This is a genomic window from Nocardia sp. NPDC058176, from assembly GCF_042883805.1.
In the GTDB taxonomy this organism is placed as follows: Bacteria; Actinomycetota; Actinomycetes; order Mycobacteriales; family Mycobacteriaceae; genus Nocardia.
The window spans coordinates 463,418-480,956 of the sequence record NZ_JBHVVA010000004.1; the positions used below are offsets into that span (position 1 = coordinate 463,418).

General features: G+C 69.1%; 20 protein-coding genes. 10 read left to right on the top strand and 10 right to left on the bottom strand.

Annotated features, from left to right (window positions below; genetic code table 11):
- Positions 1 to 103: 103 nt before the first annotated feature.
- The 4 genes from ACFVVM_RS23445 (at position 104) to ACFVVM_RS23460 (ending at position 5,588) form a co-directional block, all read left to right on the top strand.
- Positions 104 to 706, top strand: coding sequence for a DUF1772 domain-containing protein (locus ACFVVM_RS23445; protein ID WP_387621891.1), 603 nt, complete (start codon positions 104 to 106; stop codon positions 704 to 706).
- Positions 707 to 787: 81 nt separating this feature from the next.
- Entirely contained in the window at positions 788 to 1,726 is a 939-nt protein-coding gene (locus ACFVVM_RS23450) for an esterase/lipase family protein (RefSeq protein ID WP_387621894.1), read from the top strand.
- Between the two features lie 284 nt (positions 1,727 to 2,010).
- Positions 2,011 to 4,578, top strand: a complete 2,568-nt coding sequence (locus ACFVVM_RS23455; RefSeq protein WP_387621896.1) for an ATP-dependent Clp protease ATP-binding subunit — start codon at positions 2,011 to 2,013, stop codon at positions 4,576 to 4,578.
- 176 nt (positions 4,579 to 4,754) lie between these two features.
- Entirely contained in the window at positions 4,755 to 5,588 is an 834-nt protein-coding gene (locus tag ACFVVM_RS23460; RefSeq protein WP_387621899.1) for a helix-turn-helix domain-containing protein, read from the top strand.
- Between the two features lie 95 nt (positions 5,589 to 5,683).
- Here ACFVVM_RS23460 and ACFVVM_RS23465 read toward each other — a convergent pair whose 3' ends face one another.
- From ACFVVM_RS23465 to ACFVVM_RS23485, 5 genes are all read right to left on the bottom strand, one after another.
- Positions 5,684 to 6,874, bottom strand: a complete 1,191-nt coding sequence (locus ACFVVM_RS23465) for an MFS transporter (protein ID WP_387621901.1) — start codon at positions 6,872 to 6,874, stop codon at positions 5,684 to 5,686.
- 141 nt (positions 6,875 to 7,015) lie between these two features.
- On the bottom strand, positions 7,016 to 7,480 hold the full coding sequence (locus ACFVVM_RS23470; RefSeq protein WP_387621903.1) for a YfbM family protein: 465 nt from the start codon (positions 7,478 to 7,480) through the stop codon (positions 7,016 to 7,018).
- Between the two features lie 36 nt (positions 7,481 to 7,516).
- Positions 7,517 to 7,978, bottom strand: coding sequence for a DUF1877 family protein (locus tag ACFVVM_RS23475; protein WP_387621906.1), 462 nt, complete (start codon positions 7,976 to 7,978; stop codon positions 7,517 to 7,519).
- A 101-nt stretch (positions 7,979 to 8,079) separates the two neighbouring features.
- Positions 8,080 to 8,817 carry a response regulator gene (locus ACFVVM_RS23480; protein ID WP_387621909.1) on the bottom strand — a complete coding sequence of 246 codons (738 nt, stop codon included), beginning with the start codon at positions 8,815 to 8,817 and terminating at the stop codon, positions 8,080 to 8,082.
- Positions 8,814 to 10,418 carry a histidine kinase gene (locus tag ACFVVM_RS23485; protein WP_387621912.1) on the bottom strand — a complete coding sequence of 535 codons (1,605 nt, stop codon included), beginning with the start codon at positions 10,416 to 10,418 and terminating at the stop codon, positions 8,814 to 8,816. The genes ACFVVM_RS23480 and ACFVVM_RS23485 overlap by 4 nt, the downstream gene beginning before the upstream one ends.
- Before the next feature lie 224 nt (positions 10,419 to 10,642).
- Here ACFVVM_RS23485 and ACFVVM_RS23490 point away from each other — a divergent pair, with 224 nt between their 5' ends.
- On the top strand, positions 10,643 to 11,542 hold the full coding sequence (locus tag ACFVVM_RS23490; protein WP_387621915.1) for an ABC transporter ATP-binding protein: 900 nt from the start codon (positions 10,643 to 10,645) through the stop codon (positions 11,540 to 11,542).
- Positions 11,539 to 12,399, top strand: coding sequence for an ABC transporter permease (locus ACFVVM_RS23495; RefSeq protein ID WP_387621918.1), 861 nt, complete (start codon positions 11,539 to 11,541; stop codon positions 12,397 to 12,399). Before ACFVVM_RS23490 ends, ACFVVM_RS23495 begins: the two co-directional genes overlap by 4 nt.
- A gap of 102 nt (positions 12,400 to 12,501) precedes the next feature.
- On the opposite strand, the gene ACFVVM_RS23500 is transcribed toward ACFVVM_RS23495, so the two are convergent.
- Both ACFVVM_RS23500 and ACFVVM_RS23505 read right to left on the bottom strand, forming a co-directional pair.
- The gene (locus ACFVVM_RS23500; protein WP_387621921.1) at positions 12,502 to 12,996 is read right to left on the bottom strand and encodes a DUF4240 domain-containing protein; all 495 of its coding nucleotides are present in this window, start codon (positions 12,994 to 12,996) and stop codon (positions 12,502 to 12,504) included.
- Between the two features lie 161 nt (positions 12,997 to 13,157).
- Positions 13,158 to 13,790, bottom strand: a complete 633-nt coding sequence (locus tag ACFVVM_RS23505; RefSeq protein ID WP_387621923.1) for a TetR/AcrR family transcriptional regulator — start codon at positions 13,788 to 13,790, stop codon at positions 13,158 to 13,160.
- Positions 13,791 to 13,899: 109 nt separating this feature from the next.
- Between ACFVVM_RS23505 and ACFVVM_RS23510 the strand changes: the two genes are divergently transcribed.
- From ACFVVM_RS23510 to ACFVVM_RS23525, 4 genes are all read left to right on the top strand, one after another.
- Positions 13,900 to 14,553: an FMN-dependent NADH-azoreductase gene (locus tag ACFVVM_RS23510; RefSeq protein ID WP_387621926.1), complete on the top strand. Its 654-nt coding sequence runs from the start codon at positions 13,900 to 13,902 to the stop codon at positions 14,551 to 14,553.
- Positions 14,550 to 14,870 (top strand): DMT family transporter, encoded by a 321-nt coding sequence (locus tag ACFVVM_RS23515; RefSeq protein WP_387621929.1) that lies wholly within the window; start codon positions 14,550 to 14,552, stop codon positions 14,868 to 14,870. The genes ACFVVM_RS23510 and ACFVVM_RS23515 overlap by 4 nt, the downstream gene beginning before the upstream one ends.
- A 55-nt stretch (positions 14,871 to 14,925) precedes the next feature.
- Positions 14,926 to 15,372 (top strand): SRPBCC domain-containing protein, encoded by a 447-nt coding sequence (locus tag ACFVVM_RS23520; protein ID WP_387621932.1) that lies wholly within the window; start codon positions 14,926 to 14,928, stop codon positions 15,370 to 15,372.
- 62 nt (positions 15,373 to 15,434) lie between these two features.
- Positions 15,435 to 15,872 (top strand): OsmC family peroxiredoxin, encoded by a 438-nt coding sequence (locus tag ACFVVM_RS23525; RefSeq protein ID WP_387621935.1) that lies wholly within the window; start codon positions 15,435 to 15,437, stop codon positions 15,870 to 15,872.
- A 40-nt stretch (positions 15,873 to 15,912) separates the two neighbouring features.
- On the opposite strand, the gene ACFVVM_RS23530 is transcribed toward ACFVVM_RS23525, so the two are convergent.
- From ACFVVM_RS23530 to ACFVVM_RS23540, 3 genes are read right to left on the bottom strand one after another with little or no spacing between them, the layout of a single operon-like run.
- Complete coding sequence (locus tag ACFVVM_RS23530; RefSeq protein WP_387621937.1) at positions 15,913 to 16,383, bottom strand: hypothetical protein; 471 nt, start codon at positions 16,381 to 16,383, stop codon at positions 15,913 to 15,915.
- A gap of 36 nt (positions 16,384 to 16,419) precedes the next feature.
- A complete protein-coding gene (locus ACFVVM_RS23535) occupies positions 16,420 to 17,208 on the bottom strand; it encodes a CbtA family protein (RefSeq protein WP_387621939.1) in 789 nt (262 codons plus the stop codon).
- Positions 17,199 to 17,399 (bottom strand): CbtB-domain containing protein, encoded by a 201-nt coding sequence (locus ACFVVM_RS23540; protein ID WP_387621941.1) that lies wholly within the window; start codon positions 17,397 to 17,399, stop codon positions 17,199 to 17,201. The genes ACFVVM_RS23535 and ACFVVM_RS23540 overlap by 10 nt, the downstream gene beginning before the upstream one ends.
- Positions 17,400 to 17,539 lie beyond the last annotated feature (140 nt).

Sequence of the window (17,539 nt, forward strand, 5' to 3'; positions counted from 1 at the left end):
GCGAGCGTCTGAGCCATGTCGGCGGGGGACGCGGGGCGGTTGACTTGTCGTAACGCCGGAACACGGGGAACGAGGTTCCGGGACACGAGTCAGGAGACTTCCCATGTTCGCAGTTCGGTTGGCCGCCATTGTCGCGGCAGTGGTCAGCACGGGGCTGATCGCGGGTGTGTTCTACGCGTATGCGATCTCGGTGATGCCCGCGTTGGCGCGCACCGGTGATCGCACGCTGATCGATGTCATGCAGAAGGTCAACATCGTGATCATCAACCCCTGGTTCATGATCGGCTTTCTCGGCACGGTCGGATTCACGGCGCTGGCCGCGGTGCTGCACCTCGGGTCGGGGCACCGCTCGACGCTGATCTGGCTCGGAATCGCCTTGGCGCTCAACGTGATCGCCTTCGGAGTGACGATCGCGCTGAACGTGCCGCTCAACGAGGCGCTGGACGCGGTGGGCGATCCGGCGGCGATCGCCGACACCGCCGCTGTGCGTGCGGATTACGAGGCCGACTGGGTGCGGTGGAACATCCTGCGCGCGGTGTTGCACACGGCGGCGTTCCTGGTGCTGTGCGGCGCGCTGTTCGTTGCCGGTGTGCAGCAGGGCAAGTCGAGTGCCGAGGCCACCGGTGTGGTTGCCGGACAGCCGGTTTCGCAGGTGGCGGCCGCGCCGACGGTCGGCGGGTACGGCCAGGCGCCGTACCGGTACTGACGGCGATCTTCCGATAGCGCCACGCGACCACTGGAACGTGTTCCATTATGCATGGAACACGTTCTAGTGAGGAGTCGTTTCATGCGACGTAGTTCGAGATCGTTGCTGGTACTGGCCGCCGCCGCGCTGCTGGCCCTCGGCAGTGCGGGCACCGCGGCCGCCGAGTATCCGGTCGACTACAACTTCTTCGCCGGGATCGCACCGGAGCTCATCACCCCCGGCGGATCGCTGCCCGGGGCGAACGATCCGGGCTGCGTCCCGTCGGCCGAGCATCCCAATCCGGTGGTGCTGCTGCACGGCACCGGCGGTGGGGCACAGACGAACTGGGGTGTGTACGCCCCGCTGCTGGCCAATGAGGGCTACTGCGTGTTCTCGCTCACCTACGGCGCCTACGGCCTGCCGTGGCCGGTCTCGGCGGTCGGCGGGATGCGTCCCATCGAGCAGAGCGCGGCCGAGGTGGCGGCCTTCGTCGACGGGGTGCTGGCGAGCACCGGCGCCGCCGAGGTCGACCTCGTCGCCCATTCGCAGGGCAACATCGTCGGCAACTACTACATCAAGCGGGCGGGCGGCGCGGACAAGGTCGGCAAACTGGTCGCGATCGCCCCGCCGTGGCTGGGCACCAACGCGCTCGGCGCCGCCGACATCGCCCACTTCAGCCGGGCGCTCGGGGCTGGACCGGCCTTCGACGCGGTCGCGACCTCGCTGTGTCAGGCCTGCGGGCAGATGTTCGCCGGCTCGCCCTTCCTGACCGCGCTCAACGCCGACGGTGTGTACAGCCCGGCGGTCACCTACACCAACATCGTCTCCGCGATCGACGAGCTGGTCGTGCCCCACACCTCGGGGCTGGTGCCGGGGCCGAACACCACCTCGATCGTCGTCCAGGACGGTTGCGCCCAGGACTACTCCGAGCACCTGGCCATCGCAGGCAGCCCCCGCGCGGCCGGTCACGTCCTCAATGCCCTCGATCCGGCCCGCCAGGCGCCGGTGCCCTGTGTGTTCGTGCCGCCGTTCACCGGTTAGGCCCGCCGCGCACCCTCGCCGAAGTTTCGCTGTAGGCAAAACTGGGGAGGAAACGAATGCCGCGACGTGCGCGTTGTGAGTGAATGACCATGTTGTCGCCGGTCATCAATAGGGTGGACCGGCGGCGTCACGATCCCCTGCCAACTAGAGTGGATGGCGGGGGCCGCAACCCCCGGGCTTCATGGCAGGCTGACAGCGACAGTTGTCGGTCCGACGCCCTAGGTTGTACCGAGCACACTGCGGCGTCTGTTGCCAGAATGTCGGAGCAGGAGAGTGAGGGAGCGATGTTCGAGAGGTTCACCGACCGCGCGAGGCGTGTCGTTGTCCTGGCCCAAGAAGAGGCCCGGATGCTCAACCACAACTACATCGGCACCGAGCACATCCTGCTTGGGTTGATCCACGAGGGCGAGGGCGTGGCGGCGAAGTCGCTGGAGTCCCTCGGAATTTCGCTGGAGGGTGTGCGCAGCCAGGTCGAGGAGATCATCGGACAGGGCCAGCAGGCGCCGTCCGGTCACATCCCCTTCACCCCGCGCGCCAAGAAGGTGCTGGAGCTGAGCCTGCGCGAGGCGCTGCAGCTCGGCCACAACTACATCGGTACCGAGCACATCCTGCTCGGTCTCATCCGCGAGGGTGAGGGCGTCGCCGCCCAGGTTCTGGTCAAGCTCGGTGCCGACCTGAACCGCGTCCGCCAGCAGGTCATCCAGCTGCTGTCCGGGTACCAGGGCAAGGAGCCCGTCGAGGGTTCCGGTTCGCGTGGTGAGGCGGGCACTCCGTCCACTTCGCTGGTGCTCGATCAGTTCGGCCGCAACCTCACTCAGGCCGCGCTCGAGGGCAAGCTCGACCCCGTCATCGGCCGCTCGAAGGAAATCGAGCGCGTCATGCAGGTGCTGAGCCGCCGCACCAAGAACAACCCCGTGCTGATCGGCGAGCCCGGTGTCGGTAAGACCGCGGTCGTCGAGGGTCTCGCTCAGGCCATCGTCAACGGCGAGGTCCCCGAGACGCTCAAGGACAAGCAGCTCTACACCCTCGACCTGGGCTCCCTGGTCGCGGGCAGCCGCTACCGCGGTGACTTCGAAGAGCGCCTGAAGAAGGTGCTCAAGGAGATCAACACCCGCGGCGACATCATCCTGTTCATCGACGAGCTGCACACACTCGTGGGAGCAGGAGCCGCGGAGGGAGCGATCGACGCGGCCTCGATCCTGAAGCCGAAGCTGGCCCGTGGCGAGCTGCAGACCATCGGTGCCACCACTCTCGACGAGTACCGCAAGTACATCGAGAAGGACGCCGCCCTGGAACGCCGTTTCCAGCCGGTGCAGGTGGGCGAGCCGACCGTCGAGCACACCATCAACATCCTCAAGGGCCTGCGCGACCGGTACGAGGCGCATCACCGCGTCTCGATCACCGACAGCGCGCTGGTCGCGGCGGCCACCCTGGCCGACCGCTACATCAACGACCGCTTCCTGCCGGACAAGGCGATCGACCTCATCGACGAGGCGGGCGCGCGCATGCGCATCCGCCGGATGACCGCTCCGCCGGACCTGCGCGACTTCGACGACAAGATCGCCGATGCCCGTCGCGAGAAGGAAAGCGCGATCGACGCGCAGGACTTCGAGAAGGCCGCGCGCCTGCGCGACAAGGAGAAGCAGCTCGTCGCCAAGCGTGCCGAGCGGGAGAAGCAGTGGCGTTCCGGTGATCTGGACGTCGTGGCCGAGGTCGACGACGAGCAGATCGCGGAGGTGCTGGCCAACTGGACCGGCATCCCCGTCTTCAAGCTCACCGAGGAGGAGACCACCCGTCTGCTCCGCATGGAGGACGAGCTGCACAAGCGGATCATCGGCCAGGAGGATGCCGTCAAGGCCGTCTCCAAGGCGATCCGCCGCACGCGCGCCGGTCTGAAGGACCCGAAGCGCCCCTCGGGCTCGTTCATCTTCGCCGGTCCTTCCGGTGTCGGTAAGACCGAGCTGTCCAAGGCGCTGGCGAACTTCCTGTTCGGCGACGACGACGCGCTCATCCAGATCGACATGGGCGAGTTCCACGACCGCTTCACCGCTTCGCGCCTGTTCGGTGCCCCTCCCGGGTACGTGGGCTACGAGGAGGGCGGCCAGCTCACCGAGAAGGTGCGCCGCAAGCCGTTCTCCGTGGTTCTGTTCGACGAGATCGAAAAGGCGCACCAGGAGATCTACAACACCCTCCTGCAGGTGCTCGAGGACGGCCGTCTCACCGACGGTCAGGGTCGTACGGTCGACTTCAAGAACACCGTGCTGATCTTCACCTCGAACCTGGGCACCTCCGACATCTCCAAGGCGGTCGGCCTTGGCTTCACCCAGTCCAACGCCGAGGGCTCGAACTACGAGCGGATGAAGCTCAAGGTCAACGACGAGCTGAAGAAGCACTTCCGCCCCGAGTTCCTCAACCGCATCGACGACGTGATCGTGTTCCACCAGCTCACCAGCGAGCAGATCGTGCAGATGGTGGACCTGATGATCGCCCGCGTCGGCAGGCAGCTGAAGAACAAGGACATGGCCATGGAGCTGACCGATCAGGCCAAGAGCCTGCTCGCCAAGCGTGGCTTCGACCCGGTTCTCGGCGCCCGTCCGCTGCGTCGCACGATTCAGCGCGAGATCGAGGACCAGCTCTCGGAGAAGATCCTCTTCGGCGAGATCGGCCCCGGCCAGACCATCACGGTCGACGTCGAAGGCTGGAACGGCGAGGGTCTCGGCGAGGACGCCAAGTTCACCTTCACCAGCAAGACGAAGCTGACCAAGGCCACCGCCTCGGACGACAAGCCCGAGGTCGTCCTGACCGGTGCCGCCGAAGGCACGGCCCCCGAGGCCGCCGCCTCCGGCGAGTAACCAGCGCAACGAACGAGCCCGCCCCGGCATTCACGCCGGGGCGGGCTTTTCGTGTGCCATCGGCCCGGCGACTCGATCCGGCGTACGCCGGTGCGCGTACCGATTCGTCATCGCACCGGCTCCGGCCCACCTTGGTACCGTGAATCCAGTAGTGGGTTCGCCGTGAGGGGTGTGCTGTGACGCTGGTCGATCCGGGTGCGCGCGGTCTCGAGGATGTGCTCGCCGGGCTGCAGTGGCGGTTCGCCGGACGCGACGAATTCGCGCTGGCGGCGGGCGAGTGGCGGCACCTGGCGGGGGATCCGTGTGCGCTCATCGTGCTCGACGGGTTGATCAGGGTCGAGGGGCTGGAGGAGGCAGAGGATCTGGCGAGTGGGGATTTCCTGTTCGTTCCCGGGGACGACCGGTTCGCGATCAACGCCATGTCCGATGGTGTCGTGCTGTGTGTGCGGCTCGCGCCGGTCACCACGGGCAGCGCCATGGCCGCGCTACCGCAGCGGGTGCTGCTCACCGAGTTCGTCGGGCATTCCCCGCTCGCCGCGACGATGTTCCGCCACCTGGTGCAGCAGTGCCCCGATCCGTACGGCGTGCAGGGTGACCGGGTCGCGACACTGATCGCCGCCATGGCCGTCGAGGCATGGCACACCCGTGGCTGCGCGCCGAAGCGGTGGCTGCTGCGGGTGAACGAACCGGGCGTGGCGCGAGCGGTGGCCGCGATGCACGCCGATCCCGGCCAGGAATGGACGGTCGAGGCGCTGGCCAGGGTCGCCTTGGCGTCGCGGTCCGGTTTCGCCGCCCGATTCCAGGCCGCGACCGGACTCACCCCCGGCCGCTACCTCACCCGGCTCCGGCTCGACCGCGCCCAGCGCTTCCTCACCGAGAAGGATGCCTCGGTGGCGAATGTGGCCCGGCGTCTGGGCTACCGGTCCGAAACGGCTTTCGGCCGAGCCTTCCGCCGCCACACCGGCCACACGCCCTCGGAGTGGCGGCGGGTGGCCGGTGTGAACTCGTAGAACAGGACGCGCAGCCCGCCCAGGTGGGCTGTCGAGGCTCCGTAGCCTCCGTCCTGCGCGGCCCGGCGGATTCCGGTGGACCGAGTGTGGCGCCGCTACTGCCGAACCTGGGTCAGCGACACTCGGACCAGCACGCCGCCGATCACCGCGGCCGCTGCGGCGAGCCAGTAGGTCGGCGCGAGGCCGATGCTGTCCACCCCGCGTCCGCCGACCGCGGAGCCCAGGATGATCGCGGTCTGGAAACCGGCCACCACCAGCCCGCCACCCGCTTCCATCCGGTCGGGCAGCGCGCGCGCCACCCACACCTGGACGAGGTTCAGGATGCCGCCGAACGCACCGCCCCAGATGACCACGGCGACGTAGCCGAGGGCGGGCACGGGCCCCGAGGCGATGATCGCGACCAGGGACAGGCCGATGGCGAACGGAACCGCGATCAGCAGGATGCCGAGGTGCCGGTCGGCCAGGGAACCGAGGACGAAATTGCCGATCAGGCCGCCGATGCCGAACAGCGCGAGCAGCACCGGAATCACCGCGGGACCGGCGCCCAGCAGCTGGTCGAGAGCGGGGCGTACGTAGGTGTATCCGGCGAAATGGCCGCCGATCACCGCGACCACGCTGATCAGGCCCAACGCCACCCCCGGCGACCGCAGCGCGCCACCCAGCGCCCCGAACCCGACCCCCTGGCTCGGCGTGATCGGCGGCAGCATCAGCCGCACCGCGACCGCCGACACGACCGCCAGCCCCGCCGCGACGACGAACACCGTCCGCCACCCCGCGTACGTACTCAGCAGCACGCCCAGCGGCACACCGGCCACCGTCGCGACCGTGGTCCCCGCGTTCACGATCATCATCGCCTTGCCGAGCCGGGCCGCGGGCACCAACTGCGCCGCGATGGCCAGCGCCATCGACCAGTACCCGCCGACGGCGACGCCGAGCAGCAACCGCGCCACCAGTAGCAACGCGATGTTCGGCGCCAACGCCACCACCACGTTCGACACCGCCGCCGCGATGGTCAACCCGATCAACAGGGTGCGCCGATCGAGCCGCGGAAACACCGAGCCCAATCCCAGCGCCGCCACCAGCGCGGTCAACGCGGTCGCACTCACCGAGAGCCCGACCACCCCCTCCGCCACCCCGAGATCGTTCGCGATCACGGTCAACACCCCGGGCGGCAGGAACTCCGCGGTCACCAGCGAAAAGCTGCCGAGAAACATCGTGAGCAACGCGGGCCACACCCGGCGGCCCACTCCGGGCGCCGCGGCACCACTGGTCAAGGTCGTAGTCATGCCAGATGCAACAACTCCGCGTCCCGCTCTTCGCGACCGAAACGCCACACCGCCCGACCCAAACGCCAGGGGTTCGTTTCACCCGGCCGTTGTCGGAACCGGGCCCGGCAGCGGAACCCGTTGGGGTCCTTCGTGTTCGGATCAGGCGAAGTGCTGGAGAAGACCTGACCGATGGCGCGCGGCGTACTCGAACACCTCGACCAGCGCGGCGTAGCCCTGGTCGAGATAGTCGAGTCCCCCGTTGCTCTCGTTCAGCCAGATCCGGGGATACACGCCCGCTCGGTCCATTCCGTGCGGGTCGTAGTGCGCGGCGAGCACGTCGAACGGTGTCCCGCTCAGCAGTTCGGCGGTATGCGACACGTCATCCGGAGTCCATCCGCTGTATTCGCCGATGGGCAACGGCGTACCGGTGAAGAACAGATCGATACCGGTATCCGCCGCTTCCAGCAGGTACTTCAACCCCGCCCACGACTTGTCCAGGTACCCGCTCGGATCGGATTCCGGCGGCTCGAACTCGGCGAGAAACTCCTGCGCGCAGTCGGTGTGCCGCATCACCAGCTCCAGATCTGCCGCGCTCACCCTGGTGAACGACATGGTGACCCCCATGAAAACTCCCCTTTCTTTGAAAAATGCATCGAAGAATTACGCGAATCGACCGATCGCCGCGGATTTCGTGGCGGAGGCGTACGCGAAGAAGGCCTGCAGGTCGTTGTAGGCGACGCGCAGGTGGTCGAGGGCTTCATCGCTTTCCGAGATGTCTGGGCCGGCGCCCTCGTCGTCCATCAGCTCCGGGGAGAAGTGCTCGGCCAGCCGGTCGAATGGCGTGGTGGTGAGGACCTGTGCCGCGGCGGCCACTTCGGCCACCGTCCATACGCTGAGGCAATCGTCGCGCTCGGTCGGCTCGTCGTCGTGCAACAGGTCGAAGTCCACGGCCGCCGCGGTGAGCAGGCACCGCAGTCCGTCCCACATCTGGTCCAGGTCGCCGAGTGGCTCGCCGGGCAGGCGGATCGGCGCGTCGAGGAACTCGTCCGGGATCTCGGGCGACGCGGCGATTCGGTCCGCGTCGGCGGCTGAGATGCGGGTGAAGACGAAGACGATGCTCATGGCGCCTTTCGTGGCAGTGGTCGGACCGTCACGAAAGTAGGAAACCTGCCTTGGCGATACCTTGGCGACTCCTTCTCGCCGGTTCGACGGCCCGGCGCGGCCTATTGCCAACCCGGACGGACCAGGCCGGATTCATAGGCGATGACGACGAGTTGGGTGCGGTCGCGGGCGCCGAGTTTGGTGAGGATGCGGCTGACGTGGGTGCGGGCGGTGGCGGGGCTGAGGTAGAGGCGGGCGCCGATCTCGGCGTTGGTGAGGCCCTCGGCGACCAGGGTCATGACCTCGCGTTCGCGGTCGGTCAGGTCGGCCAGGGCGGCGGGCGGTGGTTGTTTGGCGTGGGTGGAGAACTCGGCGAGCAGGCGGCGGGTGACGCCGGGGGAGAGCAGGGCATCGCCCGCGGCGACGACGCGGACGGCGCGCAGCAGGTCGGTGGGTTCGGTGTGCTTGACCAGGAAGCCCGCCGCGCCGGCCCGGATCGCCTCGAAGACGTATTCGTCGAGCTCGAAGGTGGTCAGGACGACGACGCGCACCCCGGCGAGCTTCGGATCGTCGGCGATCATCCTGGTGGCGGCCAGCCCGTCCAGGATGGGCATGCGAATGTCCATCAGCACCACATCGGGCACCAGCGCGCGCGTCATCCGCACCGCCTGCTCCCCGTTCTCGGCCTCGCCGACCACCTCGATGTCGTCCTGGGCCTCGAGCAGCGCGACGAACCCACCGCGCACCAGCGCCTGATCATCGGCGACCAGCAGCCGGATCCTGGTCGCCTCCGCGCGCGACGTGTGGCCGCTGCCCGCGAACGACTCGTCACCGATTCCGCCGGTCCCGGATTCGCTCATCCGGTGGCCTCCTTGTCCTCAGCGGATTTCGTCGTGCCCGACCGCGAATCGTCGGAGATGCGGGCCGCCCTCGACGACGCGCCACCATCGGTCTTCGCCGATCCCGCGCCCGACGCGGCTTCGGTCTGCCCAGATCCTGCGCGCGAGGTGGTCTCGGCTCGCGTCGATCCCGCGCGCCAGGCGGCTTCGGTCTGCGTCGATCCCGTCCGCGAGGCGGTCTCGGTCTGCGTCGATCCCGCGCGCGGACCAGCATCGGTCTGCGTGGATCCCGAACGGGCGGCGGCTTCGGCCTGCCTTGATTCCGCGGGCGACGAGGTCTCGACCCGCACAGCCCGCGGAGCGGCGGGCGCGCTCCCCGCCGGGCGGGTGGGCAGTCGAGCAGCCACCCGGAATCCGCCGGACGGCCGCGGTCCGGCGGTCAACGCCCCACCCAGCGCGTGGGCGCGCTCCCGCATGCCGATGATCCCGTTCCCGCCCGGCCCGGTGCGGACCGCGGTGCTGGTGGGCCGGGTGTTGTCGACGGTGATGTCGACCGATTCGGGGGTGTAGCGCAGGGTGATCAGCGCGTTGGCGCCGGGCGCGTGCCGCACCACGTTGGTCAGCGATTCCTGCACGATCCTGGCCGCCGCCACATCGATCACGCTCGGCAGCTTCTTGGGGGTGCCGATGATCTTGGTGTCCACGGTGAGTCCGGTCGCGCGGGTCCGCGACAGCAGGGTGTCGAGATCCTCGAGGGTGGGGGCGGGCATGCGCGGTGCCGGTCGTGGCGGCGGTTCGACCGGGGGCGGGGACGCGGGTGCATCCTCGCGGGCCCGCACGGGTTCGGGCGGATCGGGCAGAACCGATGTGCCGCTGCGGATGGCGTGCAGCAGCGTGTGCACCTCGGCCAACGCCTCCTTGGAGGTCGTCTTGATGGTGGCCAGCGCGGCCGCCGCCTGCTGCGGCTTGCGATCGAACAGCTCGAGCGCGACCGAGGACTGCACATTGATCAGCGAAAGACTGTGCGCGAGAACATCGTGCAGCTCGCGGGCGATGGCAAGGCGCTCCTCGCTGGCCGCCCGCGCCTGCTGTGCCTGCGCGTCGCGCTCGGCGGCCTCGGCCCGCTGCCTGCGCGCGAGCACCACCGCGCGCCGCTGCCGCACCCCCTCGGCGATCCCGACGAGCACCCCCATCCATGCCAGCAGCCCGAACACCGGCCAGGCGCCGGTCTCGCGTCCGAGCAGCGCGGGGATGGGCCACACCATCAGCAGGAAGCCGAAGGCGACCAACGGGTAAGTGCGCCACCGTGATCCGGTGCTCGCGGCGGTGAAGAAGGCGATCACCAGGGAGAGCAGGACCGGCCCGTACCCGTAGCCGCCGAGCACATAGGTGACCGCGGCGAGCAGGGTCACCACCAGGACAGGTTCGGGTAGCAAGCGCCGGAAGCCGAGCGCGATCGGACCCGCCAGCAGCAACAGGTACGCGAACGCGTCGAGCGAACGCACCCCGGTCTGCTGCTCGTTGGCGCCGGAGCTACCGACGAGCTGGATCACCGCGACAACCACTGCCAGGCCCCAGTCCTGAACGACCGAGCCACGCTCCCACTTCGCAGACGCTCCCACCTCTCTTACCCTATTGCGTGCGCCCGCCGCCCGCGTCGGCCTGCGCCCGTAATTCCGGTTCGCCCGTCCCGGTACGCCGATCACGGCGGCCGCCAGTGCGAACAGCGTCCGGTTTGCCCACCGATCGCCGGTCGATCCGGCCCGGCCGTGCGCCGCGCGGCGTAGTGCCGAAGCCGCCTCGGGACGGATGTGCACAACCCCGGTCACCCCGGATTCTGAGTCCCATGAACGATTCCATCGTCGTCACCACCGAGCTGACCAAGCGCTACGGCGAGCACAGCGCCGTCGACGCGGTGAGCATGCGGGTCGCCGCCGGGGAGATCTACGGCTTCCTCGGCCCGAACGGCGCGGGCAAGACCACCACGCTGCGCATGCTGGCCGGACTGATCCGCCCCAGCGCGGGCACCGCGACCGTGCACGGCCTCGCCCCCGGCGACCCCGACGGCCTGCGCCGCATCGGCGTACTCATCGAGGGCCCCGGCTTCTACCCGTACCTGTCGGGCCGCGACAACCTGCGCGTCCTGGCCCGCTACCGCGGCTACGGCGGCACCGAGGTCGAGGCGGCACTGGCCCGCGTCGGCCTGACCGACCGCGCCGACGACCGTTTCCGCACCTATTCGCTCGGCATGAAGCAGCGACTCGGCGTCGGCGCGGCCCTGCTCGGCGACCCCGACCTGCTGATCCTCGACGAACCGACCAACGGCCTCGACCCGGCGGGCCTGGCCGACATGCGCACGCTCATCGTCGATCTCGCCGCCGACGGGCACACGATCCTGCTGTCGAGCCATCAGCTGGCCGAGGTGCAGGAGATCTGCCACCGGGTCGGCGTGATCTCCGGTGGGCGCCTGCTCGCCGAATCGACGGTCGCCGAACTGCGCGGCACCGCAACGCTGTTCGTGCGCGCCGAACCCGTGGACCTCGCCTTGGCGGCGATCCGCGCGACAACCGACACCCCGGCGCGGGCGAGCGCCGACGGCATCAGGGTGGAGATGAGTGCCGCCATGGCACCGGTACTCGCCCGCGCGGTGGTGTCGTCGGGCGCCGACCTGCTCGAACTGCGCGTCGACGAGAAATCCCTGGAAGAAGTGTTCTTCGAGATGACAGCTGTGGAGGCCGCGAAATGACCGGTGTGACAAGGGATCTGTGGGCGAGTATCCGGGCCGAATCGATCCGCCTCGGCCGCTGGCCCGCCTTCTGGATCGTGCTCGGCACGTGGGTGCTGCTGAACCTGATGTTCGCCTACCTGTTCAACTACCTGGCCTACCGCTCCGGCGAGAGCGACGCGATGTCGGACGGCCTGCCCCGCGATGTGCTGCTCGGCCAGCTGCTCCCCGCCGCCGTACCCGAGGTGTTCACGCAAGGGATGGCGATGTTCGGTGGCGCGCTGATGCTCATTCTCGGCGCCCTCGCGGTGGGCAGCGGATACGGCTGGGGCACTTGGAAAACCGTGTTCACCCAGGGTCCGAGTCGCGTCGCCGCGGTCGGTGGGCTGCTGGTCGGGCTGCTCGTCGTTGTCCTCGCCCTGGTCTGCGTGGCCTTCGCCGTCGACCTCGGCGTCGCCTCGCTCGTCGCGGTGAGCGAGGGACAGTCGGCCGCCCTGCCATCCCTCGGTCGGACCGCACTCGGAATCGGCACCGGGACAGCCATTCTGAGCATGTGGACCCTGGCGGGCGCGCTCATCGGCGCCATCGCCCGCGGCCCCGCTCTCGCCGTCGGCCTCGGGCTGGTCTGGGTCCTCGTGGTGGAGAACCTGCTGCGCGGCGTGTCAGCCATCTTCGGCCCCATCGAGGTGGTGACCGACCTGCTCCCCGGCACCGCCGCCGGTTCGCTGGCAGGCGCCATGCGCACCGTCGACGGCCCGGCCACCCCCGGCGTCCTCGACATCCTCACCCGCGGCGAATCTCTCGCCCTGCTCGCCGCCTACCTGCTCGCTTTCGCGGGCGGAACGGTGTGGCTGATGACCCGCCGTGACCTCACCTGACCGCCGCTCGGCCGTCGCGGCTGGAAGAGCCTGTGGGATCCGATGCCCCTGGACTGGGCGGGACACCGCGAGCGGCACCGAGTAGCCGACGGCGGTGTGAGCTCAGCTCCACCCAGCCGGGTTCGATGCGGTCTCCCGCGAGATCCCCGAGCCCGTCTCGGGAAATCCACCGAATCGGTCATTGTGCAGGTGGGCGAAGAAATAGCACATCTCCTCGCACTCGGCATCGGTCACCGCGGTCGACGGATCGGCGCGCACGGACTCGTAGTGCTCCCGGCCCATCGCGACGATGAACCCACGGCAGTACAGGAATCCGTCATCGGAGCCATCGGTGATCTCCTGGATGTCGGCGCGATCGATGTCGTAGAGGGCGCGTTCGAGCACCCGGTCCAAGGCGGTGAGCTCGGCGCTGGTGAAATCCGCCGACAGCGTACGCAGTTCGGCGATGACCGGATCCAGCAGATCATCGTCGAACGAGCCGTTGGGTCCTGGCGTGAGCAGTGCGCTCCGAGCGGCACTGGATCCGGTCCGCTCCCAGGCGGTTTCAATCAGGTTCCAGAAGTCGGCGATCTCGGCATCGGTGGGAAGTGTCGTCACGAAGCAAGACGGTAGCGGCGGCCACCGACAGAATCGATCGGTTCCGCGGGTGGTGCGTGCTCTCCGCCGAAGCGACGCCGACGCGGCTCACCGCGGGCCATTCCGACGCTGGAGGTGCCCGACAAAGCCCACCGGCGCATGCCTCCAGACAGATCCCGCCGCTAGTCGGCCCTTGCGCTCGACACCGCTGACGCATCGAGCACGCGGTGGGCGAGTGTGGACAGCCCGTCGGTGATCTGTCGAGCCGACAATCCGCGGTCGAGCTGGTGCAGGTAGACCTCGGCGGCCAGTGGCGCCAGCAGCGTGTCGACCAGCGAATCCGCCTCGGCGACGCCGGCTTCGACGAGCAACGCGCGCACGTGCGCCGCCCAGAACCCGTACGCGCCGGTCGCGAACCGGGCTCCGCCGGTCTCCGCGCCGAGCACCAGATGCGCGTGACCGCGGAGCAACTCGATCATCGCGGCATAGAACGCGGCCAGGCGGTCGGCGGGCGCGGCGCCGGGGCCAAGCGGTGGCTCCCCGCGCAGCAGCTGTTCCTGCAGGGCGCGTTCGTGTTCGTCCAGCAGGGCGACGGCGATGGCGTTGCGATCGGGATAGCGGCGGTAAAGCGTGCCGCGACCGACCCCGGCGGCCTTGGCGATGTCGTCCATGCTGACCGTGCGCGGGTCGCGGGTGGCGAAGAGTTCGGCCGCGGCCGTCAGCACCTTGGCTCGATTGCGGGCCGCGTCGGTGCGCTCGGTGGGGGGCGGCGCGTCCAGCGCCGCGCCGGTGAGCAGGTCGGATCGGGGCTCCATGGATCCGACTCTAGCCCAGATCCGAATATGTGGACAATGTGTCCACTTGTGTCCTATCGTCGAAAACGCAAGCAAATGGACAGCATGTCCACTTATGGAAGGCTCGATCATGACCCACCTGCTGCACCTCGACGCCAGCGCTCGCCCGAACTCCCTGAGCCGCGCCCTCGGCGCGGAATTCGCCACCGCCTGGCGCGCGGCCGAACCCGACGGCGCCTACACCTACCGCGACCTCGCCGCCGAGCCCACACCGTTCATCGACGCGGGCTGGACCGAACTCTGCGACGCCGTCCTCGCCGCGGGCCACACCGACCTCGACGAACTCGCCGACCTGGCCGTCACCCCCGCCCAGCGCGCCGCGTTGACCATCGTCGAACCGCTGCTCGCGCAGGTACTGGCCGCCGACGTGATCCTCATCGGCACCCCGATGTACAACTACTCGATCCCCGCCGCGCTCAAAGCCTGGCTCGACCAGATCACCTTCCCGCGAATGTCGCTGGGACACCGCAGGTTCGTCGTGGTCACCGCCCGCGGCGGCGCCTACTCGCCCGGTGCGCCGAAGGCCGCCTTCGACTACCAGGAGCGCTACCTGCGCGACTTCTTCGCGGGCCATTTCGCCGTCACCGACACGGTCTTCGTCAATGCCGAACTGGCCAACGCCGTCCACGACCCGGCCCTGGCCCACCTGCGCGAGGCACACGAATCCTCGCTGGCCACCGCCCGCGCCGAAATCCGGGTACTCGCCGAGGATTACGCGCGATGAGCTGGCTGATTCTGATCGCGGCCGGGCTGGTGGAAATCGTCTGGTCGCAGACCATCAAACCGACCGAGAACTTCACCCGGCTCGGGCCGACCCTGCTGTGCATCGCCCTCGGCTCACTCGCGGTGTACCTGCTCTCACGGGCCATGCACACCCTCCCGGTTGGCACCGCCTACGTCGTGTTCACCGGAATCGGGGCGGTCGGCGCGATCGGGTTGGGCGTGCTGATCCACAAGGATCCGCTCAGCGCGGGTCGCGCGCTCGCGCTGTCGCTGATTCTCGGCGGCATCGTGCTCGCCCGGCTCACCAATCCCGAGTGACGCTGTCGCACACCCGATGCGGCGATCGCCCGGTCGGAGCCGGTAGGGTCAGCTGATGGACCAGCCAGTTCGCCCCCCGGACCTGTCCACGCGGCCGCACGAGCTCATGGTGGAGCGCGTGATGAAGGCCTCGCCCGGCCTGCTCTACGCGGCCTGGACCCAAGGCCTCGATCTGTGGCTGGCCGTTCCCGGATCGGTGCTGATGCGGGCCGGGGTCAACGAACCGCTGTACTTCGACACCGGCTCGGCCGACAAGCGCAATCCGCACTACGGCCGCATCCTGACCCTGGAACCGGATCGCCGGGTCGAGTTCACCTGGGTCACCGCCGCCACCGACGGCGTCGAGACCGTGGTCGCCGCCGAATTCCGCAAACAGCCGCGCGGCATCCGGCTGCGGCTGCGCCACTCCGGCTTCCCGACCGCCGCCGTGCGCGACCTGCATCAGCAGGTGTGGCCGGAGATGCTGGAACGCCTCGACGAGGTCACCAGCGCCGCCCCATGAGCCACCCGCGCGCGAGTAGCTTCGTAACCGGATCGCACGCACCCGAAGCGAAAGGATTGTGAATGCCTACTCGTAGTGCACGAACCACGTGGGCAGGCGGGCTGCAGGACGGCTCGGGCCAGGTCGAACTGGTCAGCTCGCAGGTCGGCAAGTTCGACGTGAGCTTCCCGCGCCGCGTGGCCGACACGGCCGAGGGGACCAGCCCGGAAGAGCTGATCGCCGCCGCGCACTCGTCGTGCTACTCGATGGCGCTCTCGGCCGAGATCGCCAATGCCGGCGGCACGCCGGAGAGCTTGGACGTCACCGCAGACGTGACGCTCGGCCCCGATCCCGAGGGCGGCTTCCGGATCAGCAAGATCAAGCTGACCGTGCGGGCCGTCGCGTCCGGCATCGGTGCCGAGGGCTTCTACGCCGCGGCCACCGCCGCCAAGCACGGCTGCCCGGTGAGCAAGGCGCTCGCCGGTGTCGCCGAGGTGGAACTGGACGCCGAGATCATCTGATCCCGCGCCGGGCACGCGTGCCGAGCGCGCGCGTGCCCGATCAGCGCTGGGTGAACCAGCGATGCGCGGCCGGGGTGTACATCGCCGGGATCGCGATCACCACGGCAAGGACGTGCACTGCCCGCAGGCTCGCCAGCACGGTGGACTCGGCGGTGTACCCGGCGAACAGCGTGCCGAAATCATCGGTCGACAACACGACCGCCAGCGGCTCGATGATCAACGAGACCAGCCCGACAACTCCGATACCGACGGTCAGCACCGCGCGCGCGATACGACTGCCGTTGAGCATGTACAGCGCCACCCCGAACACGGCCAGATAGATGGCGAGCCGGGGCAGCAGTCCGGTCGCGGTGGCGCCGAACTCGCCACCGCCGCGCATCGCGCGCAGCAGGCCCTCGGCGACACCGGCACCGAGCGCGGTCACCAGTCCGGCGAACGCGACGGTCACCGCGCGCGGACGGACCGCGGAAACAACAGCAGAAGCGGGAACAGAAAGGGCAGTGTCGGTCATGACACCGACACTGCCTTTCCCGCATACGCGCCAGGATCACCCTGCGGTAGCGACCTGCTCTGCTACCGGAGTGCTACGCCGAGAGGCGAATTCGGTGAGCGCGGCGAACGCCAGCCCCAGACTCGCCCACAGCGTGGCCGTCTGGGCCAGTGAGGCCACCCGGAATTCCCACAGCAGCGAGGCCGGGAAATCGTCGGCGACTTCGTTCACGCCGGGCAACACGATGTAGCCGACCGTGGTGACCAGCACGAACGCCGCGACACCCGCGATCAACTGGACCGTGCCCAGCTGACTCGCCAGCGCACGGTACGCCGCGACCCCGGCCGCGACCGCGAGCAGACCGACGACGACGGCGGCCACCCACAGCCAGGTGCGCTCGTTGATGGTGTCCGGATCACCCACCGCGGGTGGGTTGGCCGGGTACTTGAAGAACGGCACCGCGACGATCGCCGCCCACGCGAGCACCGCGCCGGTCAGCACCAGCCGTGGTCCCGAGAGCGTGCTGAACCGCCGGGCGTAGTTGATCGCCAGGGCGAACAGCGCGCCGAACGCCATCCCGGCCAGGCCGAGCGCGAGGAACTGGCCCGCCTTCTGCCCGGACCGGCTGACCTCGGCCTCGTCGTCGCCGTGGGAGTGGCCACCGGCGGCTTCTTCTTCGCCGTGACCGTGCTCGGCCGGAGCGGCCGCGGCCTCTTCGATCGCGATCGCGGCGTCGATCTTGGGCTCGCCGACGAAATAGCCCACCGAGGCGGCCAGCAGGCCGGCGATCAGACCGGCCAGCAGGCCGCGCAACAGCAGGGTCTTGAGTGAATCGGTCAGTGGCACGGGACACCCAGCAGATGACGTCCGTCGTGCATCAGCTCGTGCAGGAACATCCCGCTACGCGAGACGGCCCCCTGATCGAACCCGACCAGGTACAGCGTGAGCAGAGCGAGCAGAACGACACCGACCGTGACGAGCACGGTTGCCAGGTTGTCGAGGCCGGCCTCCCGGCCGGGTGAATGCGCGATGGCCATTCGGGTCCTCCTCAGGGATACGCGTCCCATGGTCGAGTGTGGTGCGAAGGTGCCGGTGTCTGGCTCTCCGGCACCGGGGACCCGGTACGTGGATACAGTGGCGCGACCGCTCCGGACTCACACCGGAATTACCGCGCACC

Bases quoted from the DNA above. Each gene is read 5' to 3' on its own strand.
- ACFVVM_RS23445 (WP_387621891.1), top strand. From the start codon at position 104: ATGTTCGCAGTTCGGTTGGCCGCCATTGTCGCGGCAGTGGTCAGCACG.
- ACFVVM_RS23450 (WP_387621894.1), top strand. From the start codon at position 788: ATGCGACGTAGTTCGAGATCGTTGCTGGTACTGGCCGCCGCCGCGCTG.
- ACFVVM_RS23455 (WP_387621896.1), top strand. From the start codon at position 2,011: ATGTTCGAGAGGTTCACCGACCGCGCGAGGCGTGTCGTTGTCCTGGCC.
- ACFVVM_RS23465 (WP_387621901.1), bottom strand. From the start codon at position 6,874: ATGACTACGACCTTGACCAGTGGTGCCGCGGCGCCCGGAGTGGGCCGC.
- ACFVVM_RS23470 (WP_387621903.1), bottom strand. From the start codon at position 7,480: ATGGGGGTCACCATGTCGTTCACCAGGGTGAGCGCGGCAGATCTGGAG.
- ACFVVM_RS23475 (WP_387621906.1), bottom strand. From the start codon at position 7,978: ATGAGCATCGTCTTCGTCTTCACCCGCATCTCAGCCGCCGACGCGGAC.
- ACFVVM_RS23480 (WP_387621909.1), bottom strand. From the start codon at position 8,817: ATGAGCGAATCCGGGACCGGCGGAATCGGTGACGAGTCGTTCGCGGGC.
- ACFVVM_RS23490 (WP_387621915.1), top strand. From the start codon at position 10,643: ATGAACGATTCCATCGTCGTCACCACCGAGCTGACCAAGCGCTACGGC.
- ACFVVM_RS23495 (WP_387621918.1), top strand. From the start codon at position 11,539: ATGACCGGTGTGACAAGGGATCTGTGGGCGAGTATCCGGGCCGAATCG.
- ACFVVM_RS23505 (WP_387621923.1), bottom strand. From the start codon at position 13,790: ATGGAGCCCCGATCCGACCTGCTCACCGGCGCGGCGCTGGACGCGCCG.
- ACFVVM_RS23510 (WP_387621926.1), top strand. From the start codon at position 13,900: ATGACCCACCTGCTGCACCTCGACGCCAGCGCTCGCCCGAACTCCCTG.
- ACFVVM_RS23515 (WP_387621929.1), top strand. From the start codon at position 14,550: ATGAGCTGGCTGATTCTGATCGCGGCCGGGCTGGTGGAAATCGTCTGG.
- ACFVVM_RS23520 (WP_387621932.1), top strand. From the start codon at position 14,926: ATGGACCAGCCAGTTCGCCCCCCGGACCTGTCCACGCGGCCGCACGAG.
- ACFVVM_RS23525 (WP_387621935.1), top strand. From the start codon at position 15,435: ATGCCTACTCGTAGTGCACGAACCACGTGGGCAGGCGGGCTGCAGGAC.
- ACFVVM_RS23530 (WP_387621937.1), bottom strand. From the start codon at position 16,383: ATGACCGACACTGCCCTTTCTGTTCCCGCTTCTGCTGTTGTTTCCGCG.
- ACFVVM_RS23540 (WP_387621941.1), bottom strand. From the start codon at position 17,399: ATGGCCATCGCGCATTCACCCGGCCGGGAGGCCGGCCTCGACAACCTG.